Source organism: Oceanobacillus sp. FSL W7-1281, assembly GCF_037969835.1.
In the GTDB taxonomy this organism is placed as follows: Bacteria; Bacillota; Bacilli; order Bacillales; family Amphibacillaceae; genus Oceanobacillus; species Oceanobacillus oncorhynchi.
This window is the reverse complement of the sequence record NZ_CP150214.1, coordinates 3,477,274-3,503,667: the sequence shown is the minus strand read 5'-3', so window position 1 is coordinate 3,503,667 and position 26,394 is coordinate 3,477,274. Positions and strand designations below refer to the sequence as shown.

Annotated in this window: 25 protein-coding genes; 16 read left to right on the top strand and 9 right to left on the bottom strand. The window is 38.7% G+C overall.

The annotated features are described in order from the left end of the window. Positions 1 to 50: 50 nt before the first annotated feature. Entirely contained in the window at positions 51 to 1,382 is a 1,332-nt protein-coding gene (locus tag MKX55_RS17280) for a 3D domain-containing protein (RefSeq protein ID WP_339233667.1), read from the top strand. A gap of 184 nt (positions 1,383 to 1,566) precedes the next feature. Here MKX55_RS17280 and MKX55_RS17275 read toward each other — a convergent pair whose 3' ends face one another. Then, a complete protein-coding gene (locus MKX55_RS17275) occupies positions 1,567 to 2,667 on the bottom strand; it encodes a CopD family protein (protein WP_339233665.1) in 1,101 nt (366 codons plus the stop codon). A 3-nt stretch (positions 2,668 to 2,670) separates the two neighbouring features. After that, the gene (locus MKX55_RS17270; RefSeq protein WP_339179114.1) at positions 2,671 to 3,252 is read right to left on the bottom strand and encodes a copper resistance protein CopC; all 582 of its coding nucleotides are present in this window, start codon (positions 3,250 to 3,252) and stop codon (positions 2,671 to 2,673) included. A 334-nt stretch (positions 3,253 to 3,586) separates the two neighbouring features. On the opposite strand from MKX55_RS17270, the gene MKX55_RS17265 reads away from it, so the two are divergent. The 4 genes from MKX55_RS17265 (at position 3,587) to MKX55_RS17250 (ending at position 6,801) form a co-directional block, all read left to right on the top strand. Beyond that, positions 3,587 to 4,642, top strand: coding sequence for a M42 family metallopeptidase (locus tag MKX55_RS17265; protein WP_339179113.1), 1,056 nt, complete (start codon positions 3,587 to 3,589; stop codon positions 4,640 to 4,642). A 229-nt stretch (positions 4,643 to 4,871) separates the two neighbouring features. Beyond that, entirely contained in the window at positions 4,872 to 5,249 is a 378-nt protein-coding gene (locus tag MKX55_RS17260) for a GntR family transcriptional regulator (RefSeq protein WP_339179111.1), read from the top strand. After that, the gene (locus MKX55_RS17255; protein WP_339233663.1) at positions 5,239 to 6,096 is read left to right on the top strand and encodes an ABC transporter ATP-binding protein; all 858 of its coding nucleotides are present in this window, start codon (positions 5,239 to 5,241) and stop codon (positions 6,094 to 6,096) included. The genes MKX55_RS17260 and MKX55_RS17255 overlap by 11 nt, the downstream gene beginning before the upstream one ends. Before the next feature lie 3 nt (positions 6,097 to 6,099). Continuing rightward, positions 6,100 to 6,801: a hypothetical protein gene (locus MKX55_RS17250; RefSeq protein ID WP_339233661.1), complete on the top strand. Its 702-nt coding sequence runs from the start codon at positions 6,100 to 6,102 to the stop codon at positions 6,799 to 6,801. Positions 6,802 to 7,067: 266 nt separating this feature from the next. On the opposite strand, the gene MKX55_RS17245 is transcribed toward MKX55_RS17250, so the two are convergent. After that, on the bottom strand, positions 7,068 to 7,226 hold the full coding sequence (locus MKX55_RS17245; RefSeq protein ID WP_139089027.1) for a YfhE family protein: 159 nt from the start codon (positions 7,224 to 7,226) through the stop codon (positions 7,068 to 7,070). A 220-nt stretch (positions 7,227 to 7,446) separates the two neighbouring features. On the opposite strand from MKX55_RS17245, the gene MKX55_RS17240 reads away from it, so the two are divergent. Both MKX55_RS17240 and MKX55_RS17235 read left to right on the top strand, forming a co-directional pair. Further along, positions 7,447 to 8,124 (top strand): hypothetical protein, encoded by a 678-nt coding sequence (locus MKX55_RS17240; RefSeq protein WP_339233659.1) that lies wholly within the window; start codon positions 7,447 to 7,449, stop codon positions 8,122 to 8,124. A gap of 6 nt (positions 8,125 to 8,130) precedes the next feature. Continuing rightward, positions 8,131 to 8,727 carry a TetR/AcrR family transcriptional regulator gene (locus MKX55_RS17235; protein ID WP_339233657.1) on the top strand — a complete coding sequence of 199 codons (597 nt, stop codon included), beginning with the start codon at positions 8,131 to 8,133 and terminating at the stop codon, positions 8,725 to 8,727. A 99-nt stretch (positions 8,728 to 8,826) separates the two neighbouring features. Here MKX55_RS17235 and MKX55_RS17230 read toward each other — a convergent pair whose 3' ends face one another. After that, on the bottom strand, positions 8,827 to 9,471 hold the full coding sequence (locus MKX55_RS17230; protein ID WP_339179100.1) for a hemolysin III family protein: 645 nt from the start codon (positions 9,469 to 9,471) through the stop codon (positions 8,827 to 8,829). A gap of 186 nt (positions 9,472 to 9,657) precedes the next feature. On the opposite strand from MKX55_RS17230, the gene MKX55_RS17225 reads away from it, so the two are divergent. The 4 genes from MKX55_RS17225 (at position 9,658) to MKX55_RS17210 (ending at position 13,150) form a co-directional block, all read left to right on the top strand. After that, the gene (locus MKX55_RS17225) at positions 9,658 to 10,236 is read left to right on the top strand and encodes a DUF1836 domain-containing protein (protein ID WP_339233655.1); all 579 of its coding nucleotides are present in this window, start codon (positions 9,658 to 9,660) and stop codon (positions 10,234 to 10,236) included. Further along, entirely contained in the window at positions 10,233 to 11,168 is a 936-nt protein-coding gene (locus tag MKX55_RS17220; protein WP_339179096.1) for an MsnO8 family LLM class oxidoreductase, read from the top strand. Before MKX55_RS17225 ends, MKX55_RS17220 begins: the two co-directional genes overlap by 4 nt. Positions 11,169 to 11,282: 114 nt before the next feature. Continuing rightward, on the top strand, positions 11,283 to 11,897 hold the full coding sequence (locus tag MKX55_RS17215; protein ID WP_339185292.1) for a DedA family protein: 615 nt from the start codon (positions 11,283 to 11,285) through the stop codon (positions 11,895 to 11,897). Positions 11,898 to 12,016: 119 nt separating this feature from the next. Then, entirely contained in the window at positions 12,017 to 13,150 is a 1,134-nt protein-coding gene (locus MKX55_RS17210; protein WP_339233653.1) for an Rpn family recombination-promoting nuclease/putative transposase, read from the top strand. A gap of 85 nt (positions 13,151 to 13,235) precedes the next feature. On the opposite strand, the gene MKX55_RS17205 is transcribed toward MKX55_RS17210, so the two are convergent. Then, entirely contained in the window at positions 13,236 to 14,246 is a 1,011-nt protein-coding gene (locus MKX55_RS17205; RefSeq protein WP_339233651.1) for an aromatic acid exporter family protein, read from the bottom strand. 412 nt (positions 14,247 to 14,658) lie between these two features. On the opposite strand from MKX55_RS17205, the gene MKX55_RS17200 reads away from it, so the two are divergent. From MKX55_RS17200 to MKX55_RS17185, 4 genes are all read left to right on the top strand, one after another. Further along, positions 14,659 to 16,215: an NlpC/P60 family protein gene (locus tag MKX55_RS17200; RefSeq protein ID WP_339179089.1), complete on the top strand. Its 1,557-nt coding sequence runs from the start codon at positions 14,659 to 14,661 to the stop codon at positions 16,213 to 16,215. A 322-nt stretch (positions 16,216 to 16,537) separates the two neighbouring features. Continuing rightward, complete coding sequence (locus MKX55_RS17195) at positions 16,538 to 18,043, top strand: BCCT family transporter (protein ID WP_339233649.1); 1,506 nt, start codon at positions 16,538 to 16,540, stop codon at positions 18,041 to 18,043. A gap of 341 nt (positions 18,044 to 18,384) precedes the next feature. Continuing rightward, on the top strand, positions 18,385 to 19,692 hold the full coding sequence (locus MKX55_RS17190; protein ID WP_339179085.1) for a hemolysin family protein: 1,308 nt from the start codon (positions 18,385 to 18,387) through the stop codon (positions 19,690 to 19,692). Between the two features lie 183 nt (positions 19,693 to 19,875). Next, positions 19,876 to 20,682 (top strand): VLRF1 family aeRF1-type release factor, encoded by an 807-nt coding sequence (locus MKX55_RS17185; protein ID WP_339233647.1) that lies wholly within the window; start codon positions 19,876 to 19,878, stop codon positions 20,680 to 20,682. Between the two features lie 170 nt (positions 20,683 to 20,852). Here the strand turns inward: MKX55_RS17185 and MKX55_RS17180 are convergent, their stop codons facing one another. The 4 genes from MKX55_RS17180 to MKX55_RS17165 all read right to left on the bottom strand — a co-directional run bounded on the left by MKX55_RS17180 (position 20,853) and on the right by MKX55_RS17165 (position 23,517). Next, positions 20,853 to 21,317 carry an SH3 domain-containing protein gene (locus tag MKX55_RS17180; RefSeq protein ID WP_339179081.1) on the bottom strand — a complete coding sequence of 155 codons (465 nt, stop codon included), beginning with the start codon at positions 21,315 to 21,317 and terminating at the stop codon, positions 20,853 to 20,855. A gap of 176 nt (positions 21,318 to 21,493) precedes the next feature. Further along, a complete protein-coding gene (locus tag MKX55_RS17175) occupies positions 21,494 to 21,907 on the bottom strand; it encodes a Fur family transcriptional regulator (protein ID WP_339179079.1) in 414 nt (137 codons plus the stop codon). A 15-nt stretch (positions 21,908 to 21,922) separates the two neighbouring features. Continuing rightward, complete coding sequence (locus MKX55_RS17170) at positions 21,923 to 22,747, bottom strand: metal ABC transporter permease (protein ID WP_339233645.1); 825 nt, start codon at positions 22,745 to 22,747, stop codon at positions 21,923 to 21,925. Between the two features lie 20 nt (positions 22,748 to 22,767). Continuing rightward, complete coding sequence (locus MKX55_RS17165) at positions 22,768 to 23,517, bottom strand: metal ABC transporter ATP-binding protein (RefSeq protein WP_339179075.1); 750 nt, start codon at positions 23,515 to 23,517, stop codon at positions 22,768 to 22,770. A gap of 469 nt (positions 23,518 to 23,986) precedes the next feature. On the opposite strand from MKX55_RS17165, the gene MKX55_RS17160 reads away from it, so the two are divergent. Beyond that, entirely contained in the window at positions 23,987 to 26,380 is a 2,394-nt protein-coding gene (locus tag MKX55_RS17160; protein WP_339233642.1) for a 3-hydroxyacyl-CoA dehydrogenase NAD-binding domain-containing protein, read from the top strand. Positions 26,381 to 26,394: the final 14 nt, after the last annotated feature.

Sequence of the window (26,394 nt, the reverse complement as noted above, 5' to 3'; positions counted from 1 at the left end):
TTACAGAGAGAGAGCTATGTAGTAGTGATGCAGGAACAGGGGGAGTAGAATTGAAGAAATCATTTTTGCTAGCGATAGTAATGATAGTTGGTTTCATGAGTTCAAGTATTATACCAGTTCAAGCAGAAACTGCTGATGATCTTGAAGAAATTCGCGATCAGCGTTCAGATGTTAAAACAGAGCTATCTGATTCTGAACAACAGATTGCTTCCGTATTAGAAGAACTGGAGCAGTTAAAGAGTGAGATCGCAAGTACTGAAAATGAATTAGAAGCAAAGCAGCAGGAGATTGATGAAACAGATCAACAGATTGATGCTTTATTAGACGATATTGTTGTTTTAGAAGATGAAATGCAAGAGCTTGAAAAAAAGATAGAGGAACGTTTTGAACTATTACAAGAGCGGATGGTATCTGTTCAGCAATCCGGCGGAGACATCAACTATCTGGAAGTTCTCTTCGGCGCACAGAGCTTTGAAGATTTTATTTCACGCGCAAATGCAGTGAATAAAATAGCAGACTCCGATGCAAAGTTAATTGAACAGCAGGAAACAGATATTGCTTCTTTAGAAGACAAGCAAAAAGAAGAAACTGAAAAAATGAATGCTTTGAATGACTTAAAAGAAGATCAAAGCGCTGCAAAAGATAATGTAGAAGTTGCACTTGCTGACAGCAATGCACAAAAGGATGAACTGGAAACGAAGCAGGCAGACTTAGAAGCGCTTGTAGATGAACTGGAAATCACAGATTCCCAATTAGCCTCTTTAGAAGCGGATACGCAAGCAGAAATTGCTGCGGCGGAAGAAAAAGCAAAAGAAGAGGAAGCGGCTAAGCTTGCAGCTGCAGAAGAAAAAGCAGCTAAAGAAGCGGAAGCAGCAGAGGAAGAAGAAACTAAAGTCCATCAAGAAAAAGAGACAAGTGTAGCATCAAAAACAATCACAAATGAGCCGGAAGAAGAAAAAGAAGAGGCTCCTGCAGAAAAAGAAGAAACTGAGAAAAAAGAAGAACCTAAGGAAGAACCGAAAGAAGAGACTTCCAAGCGAAAAGAAGAGTCTGCAGAAAAAGAAGAGAGTTCAAGTAACGAAGAAAGCTCAGGTAAAACATTTACCGTTTCATCAACAGCTTATACAGCTGATTGCAGCGGATGTACCGGCATTACAACCACTGGATTTAATTTAAAGAACAATCCAGGTGCAAAAGTAATCGCTGTTGACCCGAGTGTTATTCCGCTTGGAAGTGTGGTAGAGGTTGAAGGCTATGGTGTAGCTGTAGCACGTGATACTGGCGGAGCAATCAATGGAAATAAAATTGATGTATTCGTATCGGATCAATCTCAAGCACTCAGCTGGGGAAGAAAAGATGTAAAAGTTACGATACTGAGATAATGTAAATATAACGCATGTGTTCTGAATACTATTTGGAACACATGCGTTTTTGTTTGGAGTATATTTGCAGTCAGAGTGCTTCCGATAAGAGACTGCACCATAGGTTAATTTTCGTCATCAAAAAAAAGTCTCAAAATGCGCTTGTATCCATTTTGAGACTTTTTTCAGTTTAATTAAGAGACAATCAGTTAATTACAATGCTTTGAATAAAAGCAAAGTATCCCATGACGACAAAGAGCAGCGAGGTGAGCCAAGAAAGCGCCGGGTGTTTTTTAGCTTTAAAAATATAGATACTGCCGGCGAGACAGGAAAGTGCTAGAGCAATAAAGAAGAAAACAGAGCCGTCTAAAGCTAAGCTAATTGCTGCGCCATCCATGGTTCCATCATAAAACATATTTAAAATAGGAGCGTAACCGCTATGTTCGATAAGGCTTTCCATGTAAAGCGGCGGTGATTGCTCATTCATGATGCCTGTCAGCAGCAGGATAAATAAAATAATAAAGAACTCTACACGTATCCAAGGTCTTACCTGAAGGCTTGCATCGGCCTGTAAACGCCGTTTCATCCAAATCCCGTTAAAGATAGCGTATATGATTAATGGAATGATAAATAATTGTTTTAAGAATAAACTTTGGCCATAAGAAACGAGCAGGGCTTCGTCATACTGTCTGAGATCCACGGTGAATTGGGCTAATAAAATCCCGCTTAAGACAACAATGACAAAACAGATAAGTGCAAAGGGATGGTAGCTGGTGACAAAACGCTGCCAATCCATAGACTTTGGTACAAACCAGGAGGCCATCAACAGCGTTCCAATCCACGCGCTGACTGCCAGCATGTGTACGCCATGTGTGAAGACGCCAAGAAATCCCTCGAAAGAACCTGCATGGCTCGCCCAGCCGACTCCAAATGCCGCAAAGCCTGTGAACACCATTCCGACCCAAGCTGCCTGTTTACTGTCTGTATTTTTGATATAAGCAATGTAAACACTGAAAAGAATACAAATAATAAATAAGAATAGCCATGCATTTCCAATTCGAAAGGATAATAGAACATCTTCAAACGCGGAGCCTAAGGTAGAACGGCCTGCGATATGAGTTATTAACTGGATAAGAGGGACAAATGCAAATAAAGCAATCCCCCAGACTGCAGCAAGCTGCAGATTGGAAGATATGTTAACCCTGATATGAGAAGTGGCAGGAAGCAATCGAATCAGAAAGCTTCCCGCTAAAAATGCAAGGCAAAAATATAAGAACGTTTCCGTAAAAATGGTTACATAAAACATACATTATTTCTTCCTTTTTAGTAGTACAATTGCGATGACAGCGACAATAGCAATAACCAGCACAGCAATTAGCAAGGTATTGGAATTCGTATCATCTGCAGCTTCTTCCTGCACATCATTTTCTGCGGCTGCTTCATTTTCATCAGCCTGCTCTTCGGATGCATCATCTGTATTTTCTGCATCTTCCGCAGCAGTTGTGTCTTCCTCTTCCTCAACGGCAGACTCCTCTATGTCCACTTCGAATGAAATAGAGTCTTCCATTGGATGACCATCTACGCCGATAATATCCCAGCTGAGTGTATATGTTCCATTTTCTAAAGGCTCCGTCACATCAGCAGAAAATTCATCTTCATTGACAGTCAGATTATCAAGCGCAATTTCTGTGCCGTCCTCTGCATGGAGTTCCATCACAGCACTATCTTCAATCACTGTTTCAAAATACAGCGTAATATCGTCTAACGTCTCTGTTACCGTTGAGCCTTCCTCTGGATCAGACGTATCAAGATGTGTATGTGCAAAGACAGGACTTGCACTAAATGCGAAAAGTAAGACAACAAAAGCGAACGCCCCTGTAAGTTTTTTCATCGTTTTTCCTCCTTCTATTTATTGAATTCAGTATAATTTCTCCAGATTTAAGCTTATAGCAGAATAAAGTGTAAGACAAGTATAGTCAAATCAAAAAAGTAACATTTCCTTGAACTATGAACAATTCATGACAATGCAATTTCCAGGCAAACATAAAAGGAAGGCTTTTCTATTTTGGAATAAATGTAATTTTGTGCGCACCTGAAGACTTGTGCGTAAGGCCGCTAAGAAAGTGAAATGCGCTGTTGAGATGCGCTTTATCGAACGCTGCGTTTTCTGATAAACTGTAATAGACAAGTTCATCTTCATTTCAAAACCTGGAGGAGGTAATATAATGAGTAGTTTTCCCAATGTAGAGGAAACGAAAACACTAATTAAAGATTTAGTGAAAATAGCAAGTCCAAGCGGCTATACTAAAGATGCCATTCAATTTATTGAAAACCGATTAGCGAAAAGTAACGTACAAACCAAACGCAACAATAAAGGCGGTCTGATTGCAACGCTGCCAGGGAAGGATACTTCAAAACATCGCTTCTTGACAGCGCATGTAGACACACTAGGAGCCATTGTTAAAGAAATCAAAGCAGACGGCCGCCTGAAAATACAAGTCATCGGCGGCTTCCCGCTAAATTTTGTGGAAGGGGAATATTGTACCATCCATACCGTGAGCGGAGAAAAATATACGGGAACGATTTTAATGCATCAAACCGCTGTCCATGTGTATCGAAAAGCAGGCGAACTGAAAAGAGATACGGAAAATATGGAAGTGCGTATTGACGAAGTGGTGAAGAATGAAGAAGACACCCGTAAATTGGGAATAGAAGTAGGCGATTTTATTTCCTTTGACCCGCGAGTAGAATTAACAGAATCCGGCTTTATTAAATCGCGTCATTTGGATGATAAAGCAAGTGCAGCAATCTTAATCAACGTGATTGAAAAGCTGACAGCAGATCAGACAGAGCTGCCTTACACAACGCATTTTCTCTTTTCCAATAATGAAGAAATCGGCTATGGCGGGAATTCGAATATCCCGCCGGAAACGGTAGAATACCTAGCAGTTGATATGGGAGCTATCGGAGACGGACAAAGAACCGATGAATATACAGTATCGATTTGTGTAAAGGATGCTTCCGGGCCGTACCATTATGGTCTGCGCAATCATCTTACAGAAATTGCGAAAGCGAACGGCATCGAATATCAATTAGATATTTATCCGTACTATCAATCCGATGCATCAGCAGCTATCCGAGCTGGATATGATGTCGTTCATGGCTTAATTGGACCGGGAATTGATGCATCGCATGCGTTCGAACGCACACATGAATTATCTCTTAAACATACGGAGAATTTGGTTTATCATTATGTGTTGTCGGAAATGGCAGAGGAATAATGGAATGAAGAATAAGACCGGGCACCTTACCTGGTCTTATTTTTTTGCGTGAAAAATAGACCTCTCTAATAAAAGCTGTACGATTCAAAATAAAAGTACGTAAACCCCTTTGTACATAAGGTTTCACCACGAATATAAGTAGATTATTTTTAAATAACAAGTTGACTTTATACTGAATATGTTATAGGGTTAGTTACATAAGTAATTAACCAATTAAGGGATGAGGCTAATGAAAAAAGAATTAGATGAGAACAAACCGATTTTCCTGCAGATAAAAGAACAAATTGAAGATTCCATTATTGATGGCTCATTGAATGGCGGAGAGCGGGCGCCTTCCACTAACGAATTTGCGAAATTTTATCAGATTAATCCGGCTACAGCAGGCAAGGGAATCAATGAGCTTGTCCTGGAAGGTATTTTAATCAAGAAACGGGGCGTTGGCATGTTTGTGACAGAGGAAGCGAAAGGCATTGTGATTGAAAAAAGAAAGCAGACATTTTATGAGAATTACCTGCTTCCAATGAAAAGGGAAGCGGAGAAGCTGGAAATGGATAGACAGGAACTAATTAATATGCTTAATCGAGAGGATGAGGCACATGGAAATTAAAGTGAATCAATTAAGTAAAACCTATGGGGATAATCATGCTTTGAATCAAGTTTCCTTTACTTTGGAAGGAAATAAAATCTATGGTCTGCTTGGCAGAAATGGAGCAGGTAAGACGACTTTCATGGATATTTTAAGTGGTCAAATGTTAGCATCTTCGGGAGATATCACCACTGATGGAGAAAATCCATTTGAAAATCAGCGGCTCACAGAATCCATCTGTTTGATCAAAGAAGCGAATAATTTCAGTCCAGAGTTAAAGATAAAGCAAGTATTGAAGATTTTTGCTTATTTTTACCCAAACTGGGACCAGGAAATGGCGGAAGAATTATTAGAGACATTTAATTTGAAGCAATCTGCAAAAGTAAAAACGTTATCGAAAGGAATGGAGTCTGCGTTAGGAATTACAACCGGTCTGGCAAGCAGAGCTCCAATCACTGTATTTGATGAGCCCTATATTGGTATGGACGCTCCTTCCCGCAAGATGTTTTATGACATCCTATTGGATGATTATCAGGAAAATCCGCGGACAATCATTTTTTCTACGCATTTGATTGATGAAGTCAGTTTAATGTTTGAAGAGGTTATTATTCTTAAAAAGGGTGCTGTCGTGCTCCAGGAAAGCTCGGAAGAATTACGGGCAAAGACAGTCGCTGTTTCTGGACCAAAGGACAAAGTGGATGCGTATTTAGTAGATAAGGATATTATCCAGCGTACGGATTTAGCAGGCAGCTCTATGGCATATGCTTTCGGCAGCAGGAAAGAAGCAGAGGAAGCCGGTCTGGAAGTGGAAGGTGTGCCGGTGCAAGAGCTGATGATTCATTTAACAGAAAAGAAGAAAGGGGCATAATCTATGAACAATCAAATAAAAGGCATGTTTTATTATTATACGGTTGATGTGGTTCGAACCGCTAAAATATTTTTTTCGATATTAACAGGTATCATCATTGCATCAGCTATTATTTGTTATTTATTACTGGGAATCGATGAATTTAAAATGTATTTCGCCATCCCGTTTGCCACATACTTTAACGTTGGTATTGTCGGATTTCAATTAGTGAAAGGCAATGTTCCGTTTGGATTAAAAATGGGAGCTACCCGTAAAAACATGTATATCATGCAGCTGTATTTTATGTTTGCATACTCCTTGGCGATAGCTTTTATAGGAAGCACGCTGCAGCAGGTAACAGAATGGTTATTCCAGGCAGTTGGTGTGACAAACTATATTTATGTTCATCCGGCTATGTTTTTGACCGATAACTGGATTATGAGGATTGTCGTGGATGCCCTTGTCATGTTCCTGATTATGGCTGTATTGTATTTCATTGCATTATTATTTTACCGGACGGGATTAGCTGGCGGAGGAACTGTGTTAGGAGTCCTGATGGTTGTTACCCTATATGGTGCTTTTGAAGGCTGGCTGGTGGATGCCGTTGTCAATCTGTTCTCTGATGTGACTATAATGACCTTTGTAAGCATGTTTTTCATCGGTATTGTGTTTTACTTGATAGGTTTTCCGTTTATGCGGAAAATCACTATTGCTAATAGACGTTAAGAAGCAGGAAGCTGTCTTTTGTTCAACACAAAAGACAGCTTTTTGGCAGTTATAATAATGAATCGATAGGAAGAATGAAGAAAAGATCAACCTCATCGTGAATATTGTTTTTTTTTATCATTCTCGCGAAAATATAGTGGTGCATGAAGGCTGTGCAAGAATTCAGAGTTTAAGATAAAAAACAAGGAGCTGCGGCATAATCAGTAACTGATTGTGTCATAGCTCCTTTTAAAAACTTTATATTATATTGTCAAAAAAGTAACTAGTTATTGTTTTAATTTAGGGTTCTCGGATTTTGCCTCATTAACACGAGGTTTCCGATAGCCGCCAGCAATATCTGCCTGCTTAAATTCTTTAGAGTAATGGACCTCTTGAGCGTCAGCAATGTCTCTCTTTTTTGCTGGCTGATATTGTGTATTTCTCATGAATAATCATCCTTTCTATTAATGTTTGTTCTATCAAGTGTTTTCCCGGTTTAAGTGAATTAAAACATTTTCATTTATGGCTGAAATTAATTTATGCTTTTATTCTTTTTTAAAATACGGTTTGTTTTCTCTTGACTAGTGGAATTTAATCATTTGTGTTAAAATTTGATTAATCAATCAAAATACATTTATAAACTATATCCAGAGGAGAATATAAAATATGCAAAATGAAACCGTACTTGGTTTATCAAAAATAGATAAAGCGATTATTATTATAGGCGGTCCGCTTCTTGGAGCGATTATTGGCTGGTTTATTCAAATTATTTCGAGCTGGCTGATCAAAATTCCATTTATACCATTTGGTCCGTTCTTTGAATGGATTATATCCTGGAATAGCTCCTGGGTGTCGATTATCGGGGGAATTGTCGGCTTGATTGCTGGAATCCTCTTTGCGCTGTATGCCTTTAGTGAATCATTAAAAATGACGATTGCAGATCAAAAAGTTACAATGAAAAGGTATGATCAAGAAGTTACCTTGCAAAAAAATGATATTTCAGCAATTTATATGGATAGAAAGGATATTGTCGTTTTAGGTCAAAAAGGAGAGGAGCTGTATCGGTCGCAAACAGATGTAAAGCAGCCGAAAATAAAAGCAGCTTTTTTGGAACACTATTTTCCCTGGAAGTCTCAGGATCCTTATCAAGCAGATTACCAGCGCTGGATTCCGGAGCATCCTGATTTTCCTGCTTCTGTGAACAGCCTGCTTGCTGCGAGAGAAAAGGCGCTGAAGGAAGATGATGTAAAAGAAGCAGCGGTGCTGCGGCAGGATTTAGCGGCCGAGGGAGCTGTGATTCGTGATGAGGACAAGCGGCAGTATGTCCGAATGATAAGAGGGTGATATGAAGTGACAAAGGAAAAAACATTTATCTCCGAAGCACGGAGAGAACAAATTTTAAAAGCGACGATTGATGTGTTGAATGATATTGGCTATGTGAAATTAAGTCTTGCTAAAATAGCAAAACAAGCGAAAATCAGCACGGGGTTGATTTCCTATCATTTTGCCGATAAAGAAGAGCTGATCCAGCATACCTTAAATTACTTAATTGGCGCCCAGCTCGAATTTATTGAAGAACGGGTAAAGCGGGAGACAGATATCTTTGAGCAGCTGCTGGCTTATATAAAAGCAACGCTCACGTACCAAAATGAATACGTTGAAAATAATGTAGCGCTAGTTGAAATCATCTTTAACGCCCGGACGGAGGAAAATATTCCTTACTATAAATTGAATGAAGAGGAAGAAGATCCGCTTTACCTGCGATTAGAAACCATTTTGTCAGAAGGACAGGAGAAGCGTATTTTTTCAGCTGACTTTAATCCAAAAGCAACGGCGATACTGATAAATGGCGCTGCAAGTGAGAGTATGCTGCTGCAAAGTGAAAGCTTTGATATAAAGAGTTATCAGCAGGAATTAATTAAAATGGTTACGAAAATAGTAAAGTAGAAGTTGTATTATAAAGTAAGAGTACTTGAATAAATATATTCGAATAAACTCGTAAAAAACCTCGAATTCTCCAAGAATGAATTCGAGGTTTTAGCCTATTTAAATGACGTACAGATAAATACACAAGAAGTGTGAAATACTGCCGAGCAGGATAAAAATATGAAATATCTCATGGAAGCCGAAATAGCGGGAACGCAGAAACTCTGGCTTCAACCAGTAAATAAATGCCCCAATCGTATAAAATATTCCTCCCACAATTAAGCAGGTTATTCCGCCAGTCCCGATAATTGGAGCAAGCGGGCCTGTATAAAATATGGCAATCCACCCCATTAAGACATAGAGAAGGGTAGACAGCCATCTCGGGGAATGAAACCATATTAATTTAAATAGAACGCCAAGGACTGCCAATCCCGTAACTACCCAGAATAGTACCCAGCCAATGGTTCCTTCAAGCGCAATCAGGCAGAGTGGAATATACGTGCCGGCAATCAGTACATAAATCATGGAATGATCCATTCTTCTCAAAAAAGCAATCGTTTTTGGACCGGCAATCACAGAATGATAAACCGTTGAAGCAGTATATAATAGAATTAAACTAATACCAAAAGCTGCGACAGCACCGACGTCTAATGGCGTTCCGACCCGTGCTGCTTTGACAACAAGTAATATCAGTCCGACGATAGATAAAACAATCCCAATAAAATGAGTAAAAGCATTCATTGGTTCTCGAATAAATTTATTCAAAAAAACATCTCCAATCCGTTATGTAGTTTCAAATACTATGTAATAACTATATACCTGTTTCATCAAGTAGTCAATGTTTGAAATTTAACGAATTACGTCTATAATGAAAAGTAGATAGCTGAACGATAAATAATTAAATTTCTTGCTTTGCTTACTATCTTTATACTATGAGAGAGAGGTCATTTCGTGGATATACAAAAGCAATTAGAAGGACTTCATTTAGAGAACCAGTTGAAATCGGAAGAAATACCCGATTTAGATTTATATATGGATCAGGTTATTCAGCTTTTTGAAAGTAAATTTGCTTCTTCCAAGCGGTATGAAGAAGATAAAGTGTTAACGAAAACCATGATTAACAATTATGCGAAGGCTAAGTTATTCTTCCCTATCAATAATAAAAAATATTCGAAAGAGCATTTGCTGCTGATTAGTATGATTTATCAAATGAAAAGTGTGTTATCTATAAAGGATATCGGGAAAACATTTGAAGAGATGAATCAGAGAGTGCAGGATGATGATTTTGACCTGGCGAATTTTTATACCAATTACATTCAGTTAATGGATAGAAACGCGGCAAGTTTTGAAGAACATATGAAGAACCAGGAAGAAATATTTGAGACAGAATTGGACAAAGATATTGTAGATGATGAATATCTAAAACAAGTATTACTGATTACCAGTCTGACAGGGATGAGTAACTTTTACCGCAGGGCAGCGGAAAACCTGGTAGATCAATTAGAGCAGAAAGAGGAGCATGAAGAATGAAATTAAGTATCTTGGATCAATCGCCATTATTTGCAGATGCGGATGCAAAGCAGGCACTGGAAGCCAGTGTTGATCTGGCAGTTCTGGCCGACCAATTAGGATATGAACGTTACTGGGCTGCGGAGCATCATGATATGCAAGGATTAGCAAGTCCTGCCCCGGATATTTTGCTGGGGATTATCGGCAGCAGAACAGAAAGAATCCGAATCGGTTCAGGAGCAGTGCTATTGCCGAATTACCGGCCGTTTAATATTGCTGAGCGCTACCGGATGCTGGCTGCATTGTATCCGAACCGGGTAGATTTAGGAATCGGCCGGGCGCCGGGCGGTTCCGCAGAAGCTTCTATTGCCCTTGCTGGAAATTTTTTAGAAAAGGTGAAAGCAATGCCGGATTATATAGATGAATTGCTTCATTTCCTTCAGGATGACTTTTCGCCGGAGCATCTTTATTCACGTGTGACCGCCACCCCTGTACCTCCTGTTCAGCCTGTACCTTGGCTGTTGGGGACAAGCCAGCGGAGCGCCCAGCTGGCCGTAACTAAAAAACTGCCTTATGTTTTTGGTCACTTTATGGGCGCTGATAATGGACCGGAAATCATGGCCGGCTACCGGAGACAAGCTGAGAATCCCTCCGCTATCGTTGCGGTATCTGTTCTTTGTGCGGAAACAGAAAAGGAAGCTTTGGAATTAGCAGAAGAAGCAAAGCGCAGAAGGGAAGAGCAGGACCCGTCACCCCAGACAGATCAGGAAGAGCAAGCGAAATTTGCCGATAAACAAATTATTGGAGATAAAGCCCTTGTACAAGAAAAACTCACGGAACTGCAGGAAGCATATCAATGTGATGAAATAATGGTGCTCACGATGGCGCCAACGTATAAAGCAAGAGAATATTCTTACCGTCAGCTGGCAGAAATAATGGACCAGACCAAATAGAAGCTGCCATCCCTTAAATTCTTAACACTTGTTTTCAAAATGAAATAAAAATCATAGGCTGCAGCATGATAGAATATACCTTAATAAAGAGGACAAGCGTAAATGGAGGATATTATGGGACAATGGGTTACAGCCATGATGGAGCAATTTGGTTATTTGGGAATTTTTCTGATGATGACGTTAGAGAATTTATTTCCGCCGATACCATCTGAAATTATCCTGCCTTTTGGAGGATTTATGACGATTGGCAGTACATTAACCTATACCGGTGTATTAACAGCAGCCACATTAGGAGCGCTGATTGGCGCAATGCTTTTATATTGTATTGGAATGATACTCGATGTGGAGCGGCTGGAGAAAATTGTTGACCGGTACGGGCATCTATTGCGTTTGAAAAAAACAGATATTTATAAGGCAGATGAATGGTTTGGAAAGTATGGCTATTGGACCGTATTTTTTTGCCGGATGGTGCCGCTGCTGAGAAGCTTAATCTCTATTCCAGCAGGGATGGCAAGAATGAACTTCGGGATGTTTATGCTATTAACAGCAGCCGGTTCTATTATTTGGAACAGTATTCTCATCGGTATTGGAACCGTTTTGGGAGAGAATTGGCATCGTGTAGCAGCTTTTATGGATATCTATTCTAATGTTGTCTATACCTTTATCATTGCAGGAATATTCATTTTCATTACCTGGTATATCAGGAAAAGAAAGAAAGAAAAACTGTAGGAATGTACTGTTCCTGCAGTTTTTTTAGTTTTTTGTTGACAAAAGAACGTACGTTTGGTTAACTGTATTTAGAACCTCTTCTTGGTAAGTCCTCTACTAAAATATAAGGATGTGTTTCCATGATTTATCCTCGCAACGCAACACTATTATTCCCTCAGGTATGCGAAAATGGCGAAGTGTACAAAAATGCTATTCCTAAAAACGGTCCAAATCGGCTGATGGACTTAAAAATTGATTATGCCTTTAAATTGCTGTTTGGTGATGAGCGCAATAAGAAGATTATGATAGCCTTTTTAAATGCTTTTTTTACCAAATCCGACAGAGCACAAATCCAGAATCTTGAATTTCAAAAAAAGAATGCAGCCGACGAAGGTGAGAACACTTCTTTATCATTGTTTGTTGAGACAGAAGATAAAGAAGCGGTTTTTGTAGAAATACTTTTCCCGGATCAAGATGCCCCGGAAAATCAATCTTTATATTTTTGGTCGAAAATGTACCGCCGGCAATTTGAAGCCGGTTCAGATTTTGCCAGCCAGCAATCCGTGATAACCATAAGCATCATGAATTTTGAAATATTCCATGAAAGTGATGAATTCCATAGTGTATTCAGATTGTCGGATAAAGATAAAAACATCCCGCTGACCAATCTGCAGGAAAGTCAATTTATTGAGATACCTAAATTGATTCGCAGCTGGAAACAAGGAAAGTTAAATCTGGAGGAAGATACTTTGGCGAGATGGTTATTGCTCTTAGCTGCGGTGGATGAAGGTAATAATTATTTTCATCTGGATATCTATAAAGAACTGGAGAAACTGGCAATGGTTGATAAAGATTTAGATATCGCTATGAAATTCTGGGGAGATATCAGCAATACGGAAAAAAATCAGTTGATCTATCAGGACAGGCATCGACATATGAAAGAACAGTATTTTTTAAAAGAGATAGAAAAATCAGAAGAAAAAAGACAGGAAGCAGAAGAAAGAGCAGCGGTTGCAGAGAAGAATTATAATCAAATGAAAAATCAATATGAACAGCAAAAAATTAAACTGATAGAGGAGAGAGAGAAAAGAATAAAAGCAGAAGAAAATGCGGTGCTTGCTAACCGAGAAGCGGCGAAAGTAGTTATCCGTTATGGAAAAGTCGTTGCACGTAACTTATTTGAACAAGGGATGGATAATTTATTTGTAAAAAATATAACTGGAATGTCAGATAAGGAAACAGCGATGATAAAAGAAGAATTAGACAGAGAGTAGAAACGTTATTATGCTCTTTATCTATGGGTAAAGCATTAGAAAAAGAAACAAAGTTTTTCAGATAGCTTTGTTTCTTTTTCATAAATTATTCATTCAATGAGAAATAATCTTCTATTATTTCCACAATAGAAATCAACTCATAAATAGCAACTAATTCTATCGGCAATTTTTCTGTACTGCTCATTTGATTGGACTGTAGCATTTCTTGAAATAGCTGATTGAGCTGCCTGCGTTTAGCAATCCATTCTTCTTTCTCAAAGTCGATTTTGCCAGCCAGCACATTTGCAAAATAACATACTGCTTCAAAAGCGTGCTTTTGTTTCAGTGCATCCCATTCAAATTTCATTGTAGGCTGCTCTGCTATATTAGTAACATGATATTGAATCATTCGCAGATAATGAATCTGCTGTCTTAACTGTGTTAATTCATCCTCGCGTTTTTCTAAAATATGATGGAATTTCAAATCCTTCTTTTGGTAGAGTGAAAGTAACTCTACTCTTTCAAGCTCTTTGTATACACTGCCCACTTTTTCATTTACACCAAAATCTAACGGTGTTTTTGTGAAAATTATTTCATAATAACATCGTTTCATATGATTACTTAATTGCTTGCGGATAGGTACGATCTGTTTATCAATCGAACGATGGTAATTTGGCGGGAAAACAAACATATTTACCAGTGTGGAGACAGACAATCCAATTGTTGTTGTTGCCAGGCGAATAAGAAAGCTAAGAAAATAGCTGTCGTCCACTAATTCAATCATTGCAATTGCTGTTAAAGTTGCTACCAGTAACCCGGCATGAAGGTTTAATCGAAAGCAAGTGAAAATAGTAAGTATTGCAGCTAACATATAAGTAAGCGGTGAATTACCGAATATAGCCAGAAATATAACGGCATAGGCAGCGCCAATCGCCGAGGCAGGAAAACGGACAAGTCCTTTCTTAATAGAATCTGTCACAGTTGGTTCAATTGTAACAATAGCTGTAATAACAGCAAATGTCGGCGGAAAATCGAACCATTTACAAATAAGCGCTGTGAAAAATACAGCAATCCCAGTTTTGATTACTCTATTCCCAATAATAGTTTGAACCTTCACGTCAATCCCTACTTTTCCTCATGTTAAATAATTTGTAACAAATAAATTTAATAAGATATTTTCATTTATTATATTGTATTGTATCATTATTGCGTAAATTAAATGACGAAAAAAATTAGATTAGGTATATTTATTGGGGAGTGCCATACAAATCTACTAAAATGAAAAACATTGTCAGATGGGTGTTCTTGCATATTTTATGACGATTTTGAAAGACTTTTGTCGTTATTGAAACATAAATGTAATAATTCTATAATATGCATGACATTTTCTTATGTTAAGCTTTACAAAGTTACAAATTAGAAGAAGAATATAAAAAATATTAATATAAAAAACTAATCGCAAATGTTCGGGAACTCAAATACATAGATAATATATTTGCGGTGCAAAATTTGAAAGCGGGGAATAGAAGTTGAAAAAGACAGTAATGACATTGACTGCGGCTTCCGTAGTAGGTTTGAGCAGTGTATTTTTTGCAGGGCCGGTAAAAGCAGAATCAGTAGAAGACCTGGAAAACAGACAGACTGAAGTACAGGATGATCGTGATTCTGTTCAATCTAATCTATCAGATGCTGAAAATGAAGTAGCAGATGTTTTAGTAGATTTACAAGATTTACAGAAAGAAATTGATGATTTAAATTCTGCTCTACAACAAAATGAACAGAAATTAGATGAAACAGAAGAAGATATTTCAACTACGGAAGATGAAGTCAGTGAGTTGGAAGCTGCAATCGAAGAATTAGAAGAAGCAATCGAAAAACGTACGGATATTTTAAAAGAACGTGCAGTTGCTTTACAACAAAATGGCGGAGATATCAGCTATATTGAAGTATTGTTTGGAGCACAGGATTTCAGCGATTTTGTAAGCCGTGTTTCTGCAGTAAATAAAATTACAGATTCAGATTTAGCTTTACTTGAACAGCAGGAAGCTGATAAACAGGAAGTAGCAGATAAACAGGAAACAGTTGAATCAAAACTGGATGAATTAACGCAATTAAAAACAGATTTAACAGGAATCAATAATACAATTACAGATCAAAAAGATGCTGCAGAGGATAAAGAAACTTCTTTAAAAGATAAAGAAGCAGAATTAACAGCACTTATTGATGATTTAGAAATTGAAGATTCCCGCTTGGCGGCTATCGAGCAGGATGTAGCTGATCGTTTGGAAGTAGCAACTGCTCCGGCGCCAGAAACATTGGTAGCAAGTGTCAGCGTAGGTTCTAGTGATGAAAGCAGCAATGAAGAAGCAGAAGCAGAGGTTGAAGAGGAAACTGAAACTGAATCTGCAAATGAAGCTGAAGAAGAAGCAAGTGAACCAGAACAGCAAGAAACTTCTTCCAATGAAGACCAAGAAGAAACTTCTTCAAATAGCGAAAGCAGTAATAATAACAGTAGCAATAACAATAGTAACAGCAGTAATAATAGCAGCAGCAATAACAATTCAGGAAGCAGCAGTAACACTGCGAGCTCAAATGAATCAAGTTCTAATACAAGCTCTAATAGCGGATCTAACAGTAGTTCCAGCAATTCTGATCAAAATAAATCAGAACCTAAAGAAGAAAAAGCAGAAGAGCCTGCACCATCAACTGGTTCTGGAATCAGTGGAGTACTTAGTGCTGCACAGAGCCAAACACACCAAAACACGTATGTTTGGGGAGGGAAAAGCCCTAGCACTGGTTTTGATTGCTCCGGATTTGTATCTTGGGCATTCGCTCAAGCTGGATATTCCATTCCGTCTTACACAGGTGCATTAGTTAATACAGGTACATCTGTATCTGCAAGTAATATGCAGCCTGGAGATTTAGTATTCTTCAATACAAATGGAACGAATGGCCATGTTGGTATTTATCTTGGCGGAAATAAATTTATCGGTTCACAAAGCAGTACAGGAGTTGCTGTTGCTGATATGTCACCAGGAAGCTACTGGGGCGGAGAATTTAGCGGAACAGTACGCCGCGTACAATAAATATTTAATCCCAAGGGTCCTTGCATGAAGATAAGCTTCATGTGGGGGCTTTTTTTATATAATAAATTAAAACTAATGACATCGGGCTCTTTTATGTATCCATTCCCTATATGAATAAAAATAAACTCCCTTAAATTTATTTCTTTATTTCAAGCGGTTATTGAATTTTATCTAAATGAATGCGGTAATAATCTTCCTTATTAAGAGACATATCTCTACAACCAATCTAACTGCATCATTTAGATTGTTTACTATCCCGGCTAATGGGTATAGAATTATATATCCCATTTTCGCAGCAAATAAACATAGAAAGGATGGAGATATGAAGAAAAGAAATAAAAACTTTTTAAATCCTGTATTCTTTATTTCTGCATCAGTAATTTTAGCATTAGTTATAATTGGTGCGTTTAATTCTACAGGCTTTCAAAGTGTAGCAACACGGTTATTTGATTTGACGACACAGAATTTTGGATGGCTCTATTTAATATCCGTTTTTGTGTTTGTCCTCTTTCTAATCGGCTTATCGATTAGTAAGTACGGTAAAATAAAATTAGGTTCAAAAAATTCGAAACCAGAATTTGGTTTCTTTCCTTGGATTGGAATGCTATTTTCCACAGGCTTTGGTTCTGGGCTGGTATTCTGGGGTGTAGCAGAACCAATGAGTCACTTTTTTGATACGCCGTTTCCAGGATTGGAACCGCAAACAGAAGAAGCTGCGAGGGTAGCTATGGGATATGCTTTCTTTAACTGGGGCATTAGCCAATGGTCTGTTTTTGCATTAGTCGGACTGGTTATTGCATACTTACAATTTCGCAAAGGAAAAGATGGATTAATTTCAACTGCAGTAAAGCCCGTTGTCGGAAACAACCTTATTACGGCCACTTCAATTAACTCACTTGCTGTAATTGCTACTGTTATGGGAGTTGCAACTTCCCTAGGACTAGGAATTATGCAAATGAGCGGTGGTCTGTCATCAGTATTTGGACTGCCTGACGGGGTGTGGGTGCAAATTACAATTGCGCTAGCCATGCTGCTTGTTTATCTGGGTTCGTCTGTCAGCGGTTTAAACCGTGGAATGAAATGGTTGAGCAGTATTAACTTATCTTTTTGTTTAATTCTGCTTGTTTTTGTTTTTCTGATGGGGCCGACTGTATTTATTTTAGAAACCTTTGTGCTGGGTCTGGGAGATTATTTAACTAATTTTGTCGAATACAGTTTACGTTTAACTCCGTATACTGGAGACAACTGGGTAATGGATTGGACTATTTTCTATTGGGCTTGGGCGATTTCATGGTCACCATTTGTCGGGGCATTTGTCGCCCGTGTATCAAGAGGGCGTACTATCCGTCAGTATATTTTTGGTGTGCTTGTCACCTCTCCTGCTATTGCCTGCATTTGGATTGCTGTCTTTGGTGGAACCAGCTTATATAGCGATTTGATGAATGGAACGATGATTGCTGAAGCTGTTGATCATGATTTAGCTGTCGCCTTATTTGAAACATTTGGTACCTTGCCGTTAAGTACCATCACTTCTTTGATGGCGATTATTTTGATTTTTACATTCCTCGTCACTTCAGCAGATTCTGCAACGTATATTTTAGGAAGCATGACATCAAAAGGAAGTTTGAATCCGGCATTGATTACAAAATTTATCTGGGGAGGACTTATAACAGCTATTGCAGTCGTCCTTTTAGTTGCTGGAGGGTTAGAAGCGCTGCAGACAGCATCTCTCACATCAGCGCTTCCTTTTGTCATAATTATTATCATGCTGATGATTTCCTTTATTAAAATATTGCAGAGAGAAGAGAACGACAAGCTAAAAAATTAATCTATGAAATAAAAATAAGCCGGCTGTTTTTTTGATGACAGCCGGCTTATTTTTATTGTTTTTATATTTATCTGCAGCACTTTCATAGTCAAGTAGACACAGTGTGCCCCTTTCCATTATAATAAAGAATAAGAGAAAGGGTGATTCGATGGGAAGGTAATATGGAACTTTATATATAATTATCATGCAGGGCTATCCATTGCACCTAATCATTTGGATTATCTGCGTGAGGAAAAGATTATAAAGAAATTTGTGTAAACAGCATAAATTAATTTTTAAAATTTCAGGAGGTGAAATCCTTGTGTAATGTTACACAAGGATCTTAATTGGACATATCGACCATGATTAATTTATTTGCGGTTGCTATTTTAATCGCATTAACTGCTTTTTTTGTTATGTCAGAATTTGCTATAGTAAAAATTCGAAGTACACAGCTGGAGCCTCATATTGCAGCGGGAAAAGGTTCGGCTGCCTCGGCTAAAAAAGTCATTACCCATCTTGATGAGTATTTATCTGCTTGTCAATTAGGGATTACAATTACAGCTCTTGGTATTGGACGTTTAGCCGAACCGACGTTTGAGAGAATGCTGCATCCTCTTTTGGAGGAATTTAATCTTGGAGCAGGTCTGGTTACGACCCTTTCCATTTTTATTTCCTTCCTGATTGCAACATTCTTGCACGTGGTTGTCGGGGAGCTGGCGCCGAAAACATTAGCAATTCAAAAAGCAGAGCAGGTCACATTGGCTGTCGCCAGACCGCTGACCTGGTTCTATCGTCTGTTGTTCCCGTTTATTTGGTTATTAAATGGTTCAGCGCGATTATTAACCAAAGCAGTTGGCTTACAGCCAATGAGCGGGCATGAGGAAACACATACAGAAGAGGAGCTGCGTTTAATTCTGGCTGACAGCTATAAAAGCGGTGAAATCAATCAATCTGAAATGATGTATGTAAACAATATTTTTGAATTCGATGAGCGGGTAGCCAGAGAAATTATGACACCGAGAACAGAAATGATTTATTTCTCGACAGAAGCCAGTTTTGAGGAAAATTTAGAAACCATCCATCAAGGGCAATTTACCCGCTACCCAGTTGCCGATCAGGATAAGGATAATATTATCGGTCTGGTAAACTTAAAAGAAGTATTTACTGGAAAGCTCAGCAAGGATGAACCTGCGACGATTGAAGATTACATTCGGCCAATTATTCATGTATCCGAAGCTACACCAATTCGACATCTCCTTTTAAAAATGCAAAAGGAGCGCATCCATATGGCGATTGTCAATGATGAATATGGCGGTACGGCCGGGTTAGTTACGGTTGAGGATATACTGGAAGAAATCGTTGGCGATATCCGGGACGAATTTGACGAAGACGAAGTACCTGATTTTGAAACGATTGATGATACTACTTATTTAGTAGCAGGCCGTGTCAGCTTGGATGATATCAATCAAAAGCTGGGTATTACTTTGGAAGATGATGAAGTGGACACCATCGGCGGCTGGTTCTTCACCCATAACCTGGAAGCGGATGTAGGAACGGTGATGGAGGTTGAGGGGTATGAATTTACTCTGATTGAAAAAGACGGATATCAGATTAAAAGAGTGAGGATCACGAAAACGTCATCAGAAGAAGAAATGGAACAAGATTAGAACGTAGATAGAAAAGTTGAAACAATAAAGTTTGAAGTTGAAAAAGGAAAGAGTGATGAATCTCTTTCCTTTTTTTATAGCTTAAAATAACTCTATTATATCCTTTATTCAGATATTAAAGTTTAAACTCCTTTTATTTTGGTTACACACTAATATAGATACTGATTTTCGAGGAGGCTTATCATGAAGGATATTCAAGATATTGTGAAAGAGTTAGAGAATGTTAGAGGTACAGGAGCGAACAAGATATTTACGATGTACCTAAATACAGATTTAAGCGACCCGGATCAGCAAAGCGGGGAGTGGAAGATTCATCTGAAAAATGGCTTGAATAACTTTGAGCATTATTTAAAAGAAGCAGATGATCAGGAAGAACTCAAAAATTTTAAGCAAGTAAAAAAGCAAGTCAAAGACTTTATGGGTGAAATAGAAAGAGACCTGATGCGCGGAGTTATCATCATTGCTTCAGGTGACGGAGAGGTTTGGTTTGCTGAGCGTGTACAGATGCATCTGGAAAATGAGTTTGAATGGCAGGAGACACCTGTATTAGACCAATTAAAAACGCTGGCTGAAAAGTATCCGAAAACAGGAATTATTCTTGTGCAGCAAAATCAGGTCAAGCTGATGGACACCAACCTGAATCAGGTAAAGGATACAGCAGAATATGAACTGGATGTGGAAGAGGATACTTGGAAGATGAAACAGGGTCCCCGTCATGGCAGAGCGAAGCAGGGTCTTGGAGCAAGCAGTGTACAAAAAGATCTATTCAATGACCGCTATGAAGCGAACCAATATCGCTGGTATAAAAGTATTGCGCCTAAACTGGATAAGGAGGCAAAAGACAGAGAATGGAAACGTATTTTCATTGTCGGCGAGGCGCCTGCTTCTAAAACACTGGAAACAGAAATGAATAAAGAGGTAGAAGAAGTCATCTTAAAGAATATGCTTGATCACGAGGAGAGTAAGGTTTTAGATACTGTACTCGATTAAATAGATAATGATGCAAAATCTCTTAAACTATCTTCTCTATAAATAAAAAAACGAACTTAAATCTCTATCCATTCCATAAATGAAAAGGAGATTTAAGTTCGTTTTTTCTATGTGGATAGGAAACGTAGATAATCCATTGGATGATTGCATTCATGAAAAAATCTTTTTAATCACTCAACGGCTTCTAAGTATCCGGCATTTGCATAGCCAGTGACGTCTTGATAAGAAACTTCAACCCACTCATATTCGTCCTCTTCACCGATAACTTGAACAACATCTCCGTTAACCAGCGTTTCTACGACTTCACTGTCTGCGGTGGGGCTGCTGCGGATATTTAATACTTCTGCAGTAACTTCATACTCCTCTTCATTGGAGTCGCCGGTGTCCGCATCCGTTTCTTCAGATTCCTCCTCCGATTCAGAATCCCCCGATTCCTCATCTGTATCTGCATCCTCATCTGCTGCATCTGCTTCTTCTGTTTCTTCATCATTTTCCAATTCGTTTACTTCAGATGCTTCATTTTGAAAGTCGAAATCTGGATTGTTAAATTGTCTTTGCATCACTAAAACAAATACAATAAAGATAATTCCTGCGATGAATAATAACAATAATCGAAATTTACTACTTTTACGCATACTACTCTGCTCCTAATATAATTGTTCTAAAAGTAGTATACATAACTTTTCGACATAAAGAAATAGAATTTCCAAAAAAAAATGTGTAAATCATGAGAAAAACTGCGGGTTTGCTCGTACAATAGCGAATCCGCAGTTTTTTTCTGATGCTTTATTCTTATATTAATTGAAACATGTTAAGCGTGAAGGCATTCTGGGCATTTGCCATAAATCTCAAATTTATGATCTTCAATTTCATAATTTGACAGCTCCGCAGAAGCAGAATCCATTGGACATACTTCAATTTCTTTTGTTTTACCGCAATCCTTGCAGATAAAATGGTGATGATGATGGTGGCTGCAGCTTAGGCGGAAATGCTTTTCGCCTTCTAAATCTGTTTTTTCTAATATCCCTAAATCATAATATAGGTGCAGGTTCCGATAAATGGTATCGAAGCTGATTGTCCCATATTTGTTTTCGAGATGGACAATTAAATCCTTAGCAGGACGGTATCCATCCTCGGATGCAAAAAATTCTAAGATATCCTTCCGTTTTCCGGTAGTTTTATATCCTTTTTCTTTTAAAACAGTGATGGCATCTTGAAGATTCATCGAAAAAACCTCCGTTTACTTTCGTAGTTTTTTCATTCCTATAGCAATTAATAATAAAATTAACGACGTCATGACAATCGTTCCGCCAGGTGGAATGTCTAAATAATAGCCTGAAATAATTCCAAATATCACAGCAATTTCACCAAAAAGAATTGACAGGAATATCATTTGTTTAAACCCTTTAGCAATCCGCATGCTTGCTGCAACAGGCAGTGTCATCAAAGCGGAAACCAGCAGCACACCGACGATACGAATGGAAGCAGCAATGACAAGCGCTGTTAATACAATAAACAGCATATTGATCCATTTGACATGCAATCCGGCAATGGTTGCTTGCTCTTCATCAAAGGACATGGTAAATAGTTCTTTAAAGAAAAGCCAGATAATGACAAGTACAAAGGCGGCGACTCCAGAAATGACGAAAAAATCATTGACCGTGACGGCAGATACAGACCCAAATAGATAATTGAATAAATCTGTATTAAATCCATCTGCAATGGAAATAAAGATAACACTCAAACCGACGCCGGCAGATAAAATAATAGGAATGGAAATTTCCTGATAGGCTTTATACACGGTACGCAGTTTCTCAATAAAGATAGATCCGAGCACGGAAAAAAACATGCCGCTGTATATCGGTGAGATAACCCAGCCGTAAATTTTCTCAGTCATGAGTCCAAATGAAATTCCGGCTAAAGTAACGTGCGATAAAGCATCTGCTATTAATGATTGTCTTCTTACAACAATAAAAGTTCCTAGTAATGGTGCGATGATACCAATTAAGATACCTGTGAGAAACGTATATCTTAAAAAGGGGTAAGTTAAAAAATCCAAAAGCATTGTCTTTCCTCCAACGATAATTAATGCGTAACCAGGCTGACTGGATGACCATATATTTGAGAAAAGTCTGCTTCTGAAAGTGATGCATATTCATCGGGGTTTCCGTGAAAATGCAGCGTTTTATTTAAACAAACAATATCTGTCGCATATTGGGTCATTGTCCCTGTATCATGTGTTACCAGCAGTAATGTTTTCTTGAATTCTGTATTAAGCTTATAAAGCAGCTCGTAAAAAATTTTTACATTCTCATAGTCGATTCCTACAGTTGGTTCGTCCAGAATAATCAGCTCCGGATCACTGACCAGGGCACGTGCGATAAAGATGCGCTGCTGCTGACCTCCTGACAGGTTCCCGATATTCTGCTTGGTATACTCGGTCATGCCAACCTGGGCAATCGCTTCATGAATTTTTTGCTTGTCTTTTTTGGTTAAGAATTTTAAATAACCAAGCTGTGCAGTAAGCCCGGAAGCAACTACTTCATATACGGTTGCAGGAAATCCTTTATTAAATGCATTTGCTTTTTGTGAGACAAAACCGATTCGGTCTCTATTTTTAAGCTTTTGAATCGACTGTCCGAAAACCATTATTTCTCCCGTTTCCGGTCTTTCCAGGCCGAGAATGAGCCGGATCAATGTTGTTTTTCCGCCGCCATTCGGTCCGACTAATCCCATGAAAGCTCCTTGAGGGATTTCAAAGTTTATATTATCTAAGACTTTACGAGATTCATAATGGAAGTTAATATTTGACATAGACACAACTGGTGTTGTCATCGTATTCCCCCATTCATTTTAAATTAATAATGAAACCTAACTTTCATTTAGTACTCTACCTATGATATCGTAAGGGTTTCTGTTTGTAAATAGGAACGATTACGATTTTTAGAAACTCCAGAATGAAAATGCTTATTAATATAGAAGGAACGCGTTATTTTTAGCGGCGATTATTATTTCTGGAATAACAGCGGAATTCTTTTGAAGCTTATTCTGAATAACGGATTAATGTAAAAGCAGCAGGAAGGGAAAAGTATTTCAGCAGTGTTCACGAAAAGGTATTATTCCGAAAACGTAAAAAGTAAATATTTGCTTTGAAACCCCTTACAAAAATTCGCTAAATATATTGCCAAAAAATTAATAATCCGTTATAGTATAAGTAACGTGAGATATGCGATTTGCCAATATCTTTATTTTTTGGCTTAAAAATGAATGAGCATTCATTCAAGAGAGGCTGGAGGATTGTGAAATGACTTATTCCATTAAACATGCAGCAGTAATAGGGTCAGGTGTAATGGGTTCTGGTATCGCCGCTCATTTAGCAAATGCGGGATTATACGTTACGATGTTTGACAGAGTACCAGATTCCTTGACAGACAAAGAAAAGAAGCAGGGCCTTACCTTAGAAGACAGGCAGGTCAGGAATCGGATTGTGAGCGAGAGCAAAAAGAAATTATTAAAACAAAAGCCGTCGCCAATCACATCTAAAAAAAGCTTAGATTTGATTCGTATCGCCAATTTGGAGGATGACTTGGCATTGTTATCTGAAGCAGATTGGATCGTCGAGGTGATTGTTGAGAATTTAGAGGCGAAAAAAGAGCTGCTTAAAAAGGTGGATGCACATCGCAGGGAAGGCAGCCTGGTTACCTCTAATACATCCGGGATTTCTGTGGAAGCCATGATTGCAGACTCCTCAGAAGATATGCAGGAGCATTTTTTAGGGACGCACTTTTTTAATCCGCCGCGATACTTAAAGCTGTTAGAAGTCATACCGGCAGAAAAAACGAAGGCAGAAGTGCTTTCCTTCATGAAAACATTTGGAGAGGATGTATTAGGCAAGGGTGTTGTCGAAGCGAAGGATACGCCAAACTTTATTGCAAACCGGATTGGAACTTACGGATTGTTAGTAACTGTCCAGGAAATGGAGAAGCAGGGATTAAGTGTCGGTGAAGTAGATTCGGTTACCGGTCCGCTTATTGGCAGACCAAAAAGCGCTACGTTCCGGACGCTGGATGTCGTTGGAATTGATACCTTTTACCATGTTGCGAATAATGTTTACCACCATGTATCCGATCCGAAAGAGAAAGCCATTTTTACGGTTCCGGACTTTTTAAAGCAAATGATTGAAAAAGGATGGATTGGTGCGAAAAGCGGGAAGGGCTTCTATGAAAAGAAGAAGGATAAAAGCATTGTAGAAATAAATCCAAGCACGCTGGAGTATCAGGAAAGAAAGAAGCTGAAAACAGCTGCTGTTGAATTAGCTAAGCAGGAAAAAGGATTAAACAGAAAAATGAAAGCGCTTATTAACCAAAAGGGAGATAAAGCTTCCGATTTTATTTGGTCTATTATCAAGCCGGTATTATTATATTCTGCTGATTTAGTCGGAGAGATTGCCGATGATGTCGCCTCCATTGATGATGCGATGAAATGGGGATTTGGCTGGGAGTCAGGACCATTTGAAATATGGGATGCAATTGGCGTAAGAGCCGCAGTGGAACGAATACAGGATGAAGAGACAGCGGTGCCAAGCTGGGTGCTGGATATGCTGGAGGAAGGGAACGAAACCTTCTATAAAAAGGAAAATGGAGCTATTTACTTCTTTCATGAAGATGCCTATAAACAAAAGGACGTCAATAAGAAAGAGATCTCCTTAGCAGCAATCAAGGAGCAAAAAGGTGTCATCAAGAAAAATACCGGCGCCAGTCTAATCGATATCGGGGATGATGTTGCTTTATTAGAATTTCATTCCAGAAGTAATGCGATCGGTCTTGATATTATCCAGATGGTCAATGAATCCATTGAGGAAGTAAATAAAAATTACAAAGGACTGGTGATTGGAAACCAGGGCAAGAATTTCTGTGTCGGCGCCAATTTAGCAATGATGCTGATGGAGGCACAGGATGATAATATATTTGAATTAGATCTCGTTGTCCGTCAATTTCAAAACATGGCGATGAATATTAAATATGCTGATAAACCTGTGGTGGCTGCTCCATTTAATATGACATTAGGCGGAGGGGCAGAAGTATCGTTGCCGGCTGCTGCGATTCAGGCTTCTCCGGAAACGTATATGGGGCTGGTTGAATTTGGTGTCGGTCTTATTCCTGGAGGGGGAGGAACGAAAGAGCTTTATTTAAAAGAGCTTCGTAATATCCCAGAAGGTGTAGATATTGATTTAACCAAGGTAGCGAATGATGTATTTGAAAAAGTAGCAACAGCAAAAGTTTCTACTTCTGCAAGAGAAGCAATGGAGAATGGCTATCTCAATAAAAATGATCGTATCAGCAGGAACCCGGATCATGTTCTCCATGATGCGAAAAAACGTGTATTAGCTTTAGCCGATGAGGGATATGAGAAACCTGCGCGTGAGAAAATTCCAGTTGTCGGAGAAGCGGGCTATGCAGCCATGGTCATGGGAGCTAAATCGCTGCATTACAGCGGCTATGCTTCGGAGCATGATTTAAAAATTGCTGAAAAGCTGGCCTATGTCTTATCTGGCGGAAGAATAAAAGAAGGTACGGAGATTGATGAACAGGTCATGCTGGATTTAGAAAGAGAGGCCTTCTTAAGTCTTATTGCCGAACCGCTAACACAGCAGAGGATGCAGCATATGCTCGTCAAAGGAAAGCCATTACGGAATTAAAGAAAGTTCAAAGG

Bases quoted from the DNA above. Each gene is read 5' to 3' on its own strand.
- MKX55_RS17185 (WP_339233647.1), top strand. From the start codon at position 19,876: ATGAAGGATATTCAAGATATTGTGAAAGAGTTAGAGAATGTTAGAGGT.
- MKX55_RS17210 (WP_339233653.1), top strand. From the start codon at position 12,017: ATGATTTATCCTCGCAACGCAACACTATTATTCCCTCAGGTATGCGAA.
- MKX55_RS17260 (WP_339179111.1), top strand. From the start codon at position 4,872: ATGAAAAAAGAATTAGATGAGAACAAACCGATTTTCCTGCAGATAAAA.
- MKX55_RS17240 (WP_339233659.1), top strand. From the start codon at position 7,447: ATGCAAAATGAAACCGTACTTGGTTTATCAAAAATAGATAAAGCGATT.
- MKX55_RS17270 (WP_339179114.1), bottom strand. From the start codon at position 3,252: ATGAAAAAACTTACAGGGGCGTTCGCTTTTGTTGTCTTACTTTTCGCA.
- MKX55_RS17160 (WP_339233642.1), top strand. From the start codon at position 23,987: ATGACTTATTCCATTAAACATGCAGCAGTAATAGGGTCAGGTGTAATG.
- MKX55_RS17220 (WP_339179096.1), top strand. From the start codon at position 10,233: ATGAAATTAAGTATCTTGGATCAATCGCCATTATTTGCAGATGCGGAT.
- MKX55_RS17255 (WP_339233663.1), top strand. From the start codon at position 5,239: ATGGAAATTAAAGTGAATCAATTAAGTAAAACCTATGGGGATAATCAT.
- MKX55_RS17190 (WP_339179085.1), top strand. From the start codon at position 18,385: ATGATTAATTTATTTGCGGTTGCTATTTTAATCGCATTAACTGCTTTT.
- MKX55_RS17245 (WP_139089027.1), bottom strand. From the start codon at position 7,226: ATGAGAAATACACAATATCAGCCAGCAAAAAAGAGAGACATTGCTGAC.
- MKX55_RS17180 (WP_339179081.1), bottom strand. From the start codon at position 21,317: ATGCGTAAAAGTAGTAAATTTCGATTATTGTTATTATTCATCGCAGGA.
- MKX55_RS17265 (WP_339179113.1), top strand. From the start codon at position 3,587: ATGAGTAGTTTTCCCAATGTAGAGGAAACGAAAACACTAATTAAAGAT.
- MKX55_RS17175 (WP_339179079.1), bottom strand. From the start codon at position 21,907: ATGAATCTTCAAGATGCCATCACTGTTTTAAAAGAAAAAGGATATAAA.
- MKX55_RS17165 (WP_339179075.1), bottom strand. From the start codon at position 23,517: ATGACAACACCAGTTGTGTCTATGTCAAATATTAACTTCCATTATGAA.
- MKX55_RS17195 (WP_339233649.1), top strand. From the start codon at position 16,538: ATGAAGAAAAGAAATAAAAACTTTTTAAATCCTGTATTCTTTATTTCT.
- MKX55_RS17250 (WP_339233661.1), top strand. From the start codon at position 6,100: ATGAACAATCAAATAAAAGGCATGTTTTATTATTATACGGTTGATGTG.
- MKX55_RS17215 (WP_339185292.1), top strand. From the start codon at position 11,283: ATGGGACAATGGGTTACAGCCATGATGGAGCAATTTGGTTATTTGGGA.
- MKX55_RS17170 (WP_339233645.1), bottom strand. From the start codon at position 22,747: ATGCTTTTGGATTTTTTAACTTACCCCTTTTTAAGATATACGTTTCTC.
- MKX55_RS17275 (WP_339233665.1), bottom strand. From the start codon at position 2,667: ATGTTTTATGTAACCATTTTTACGGAAACGTTCTTATATTTTTGCCTT.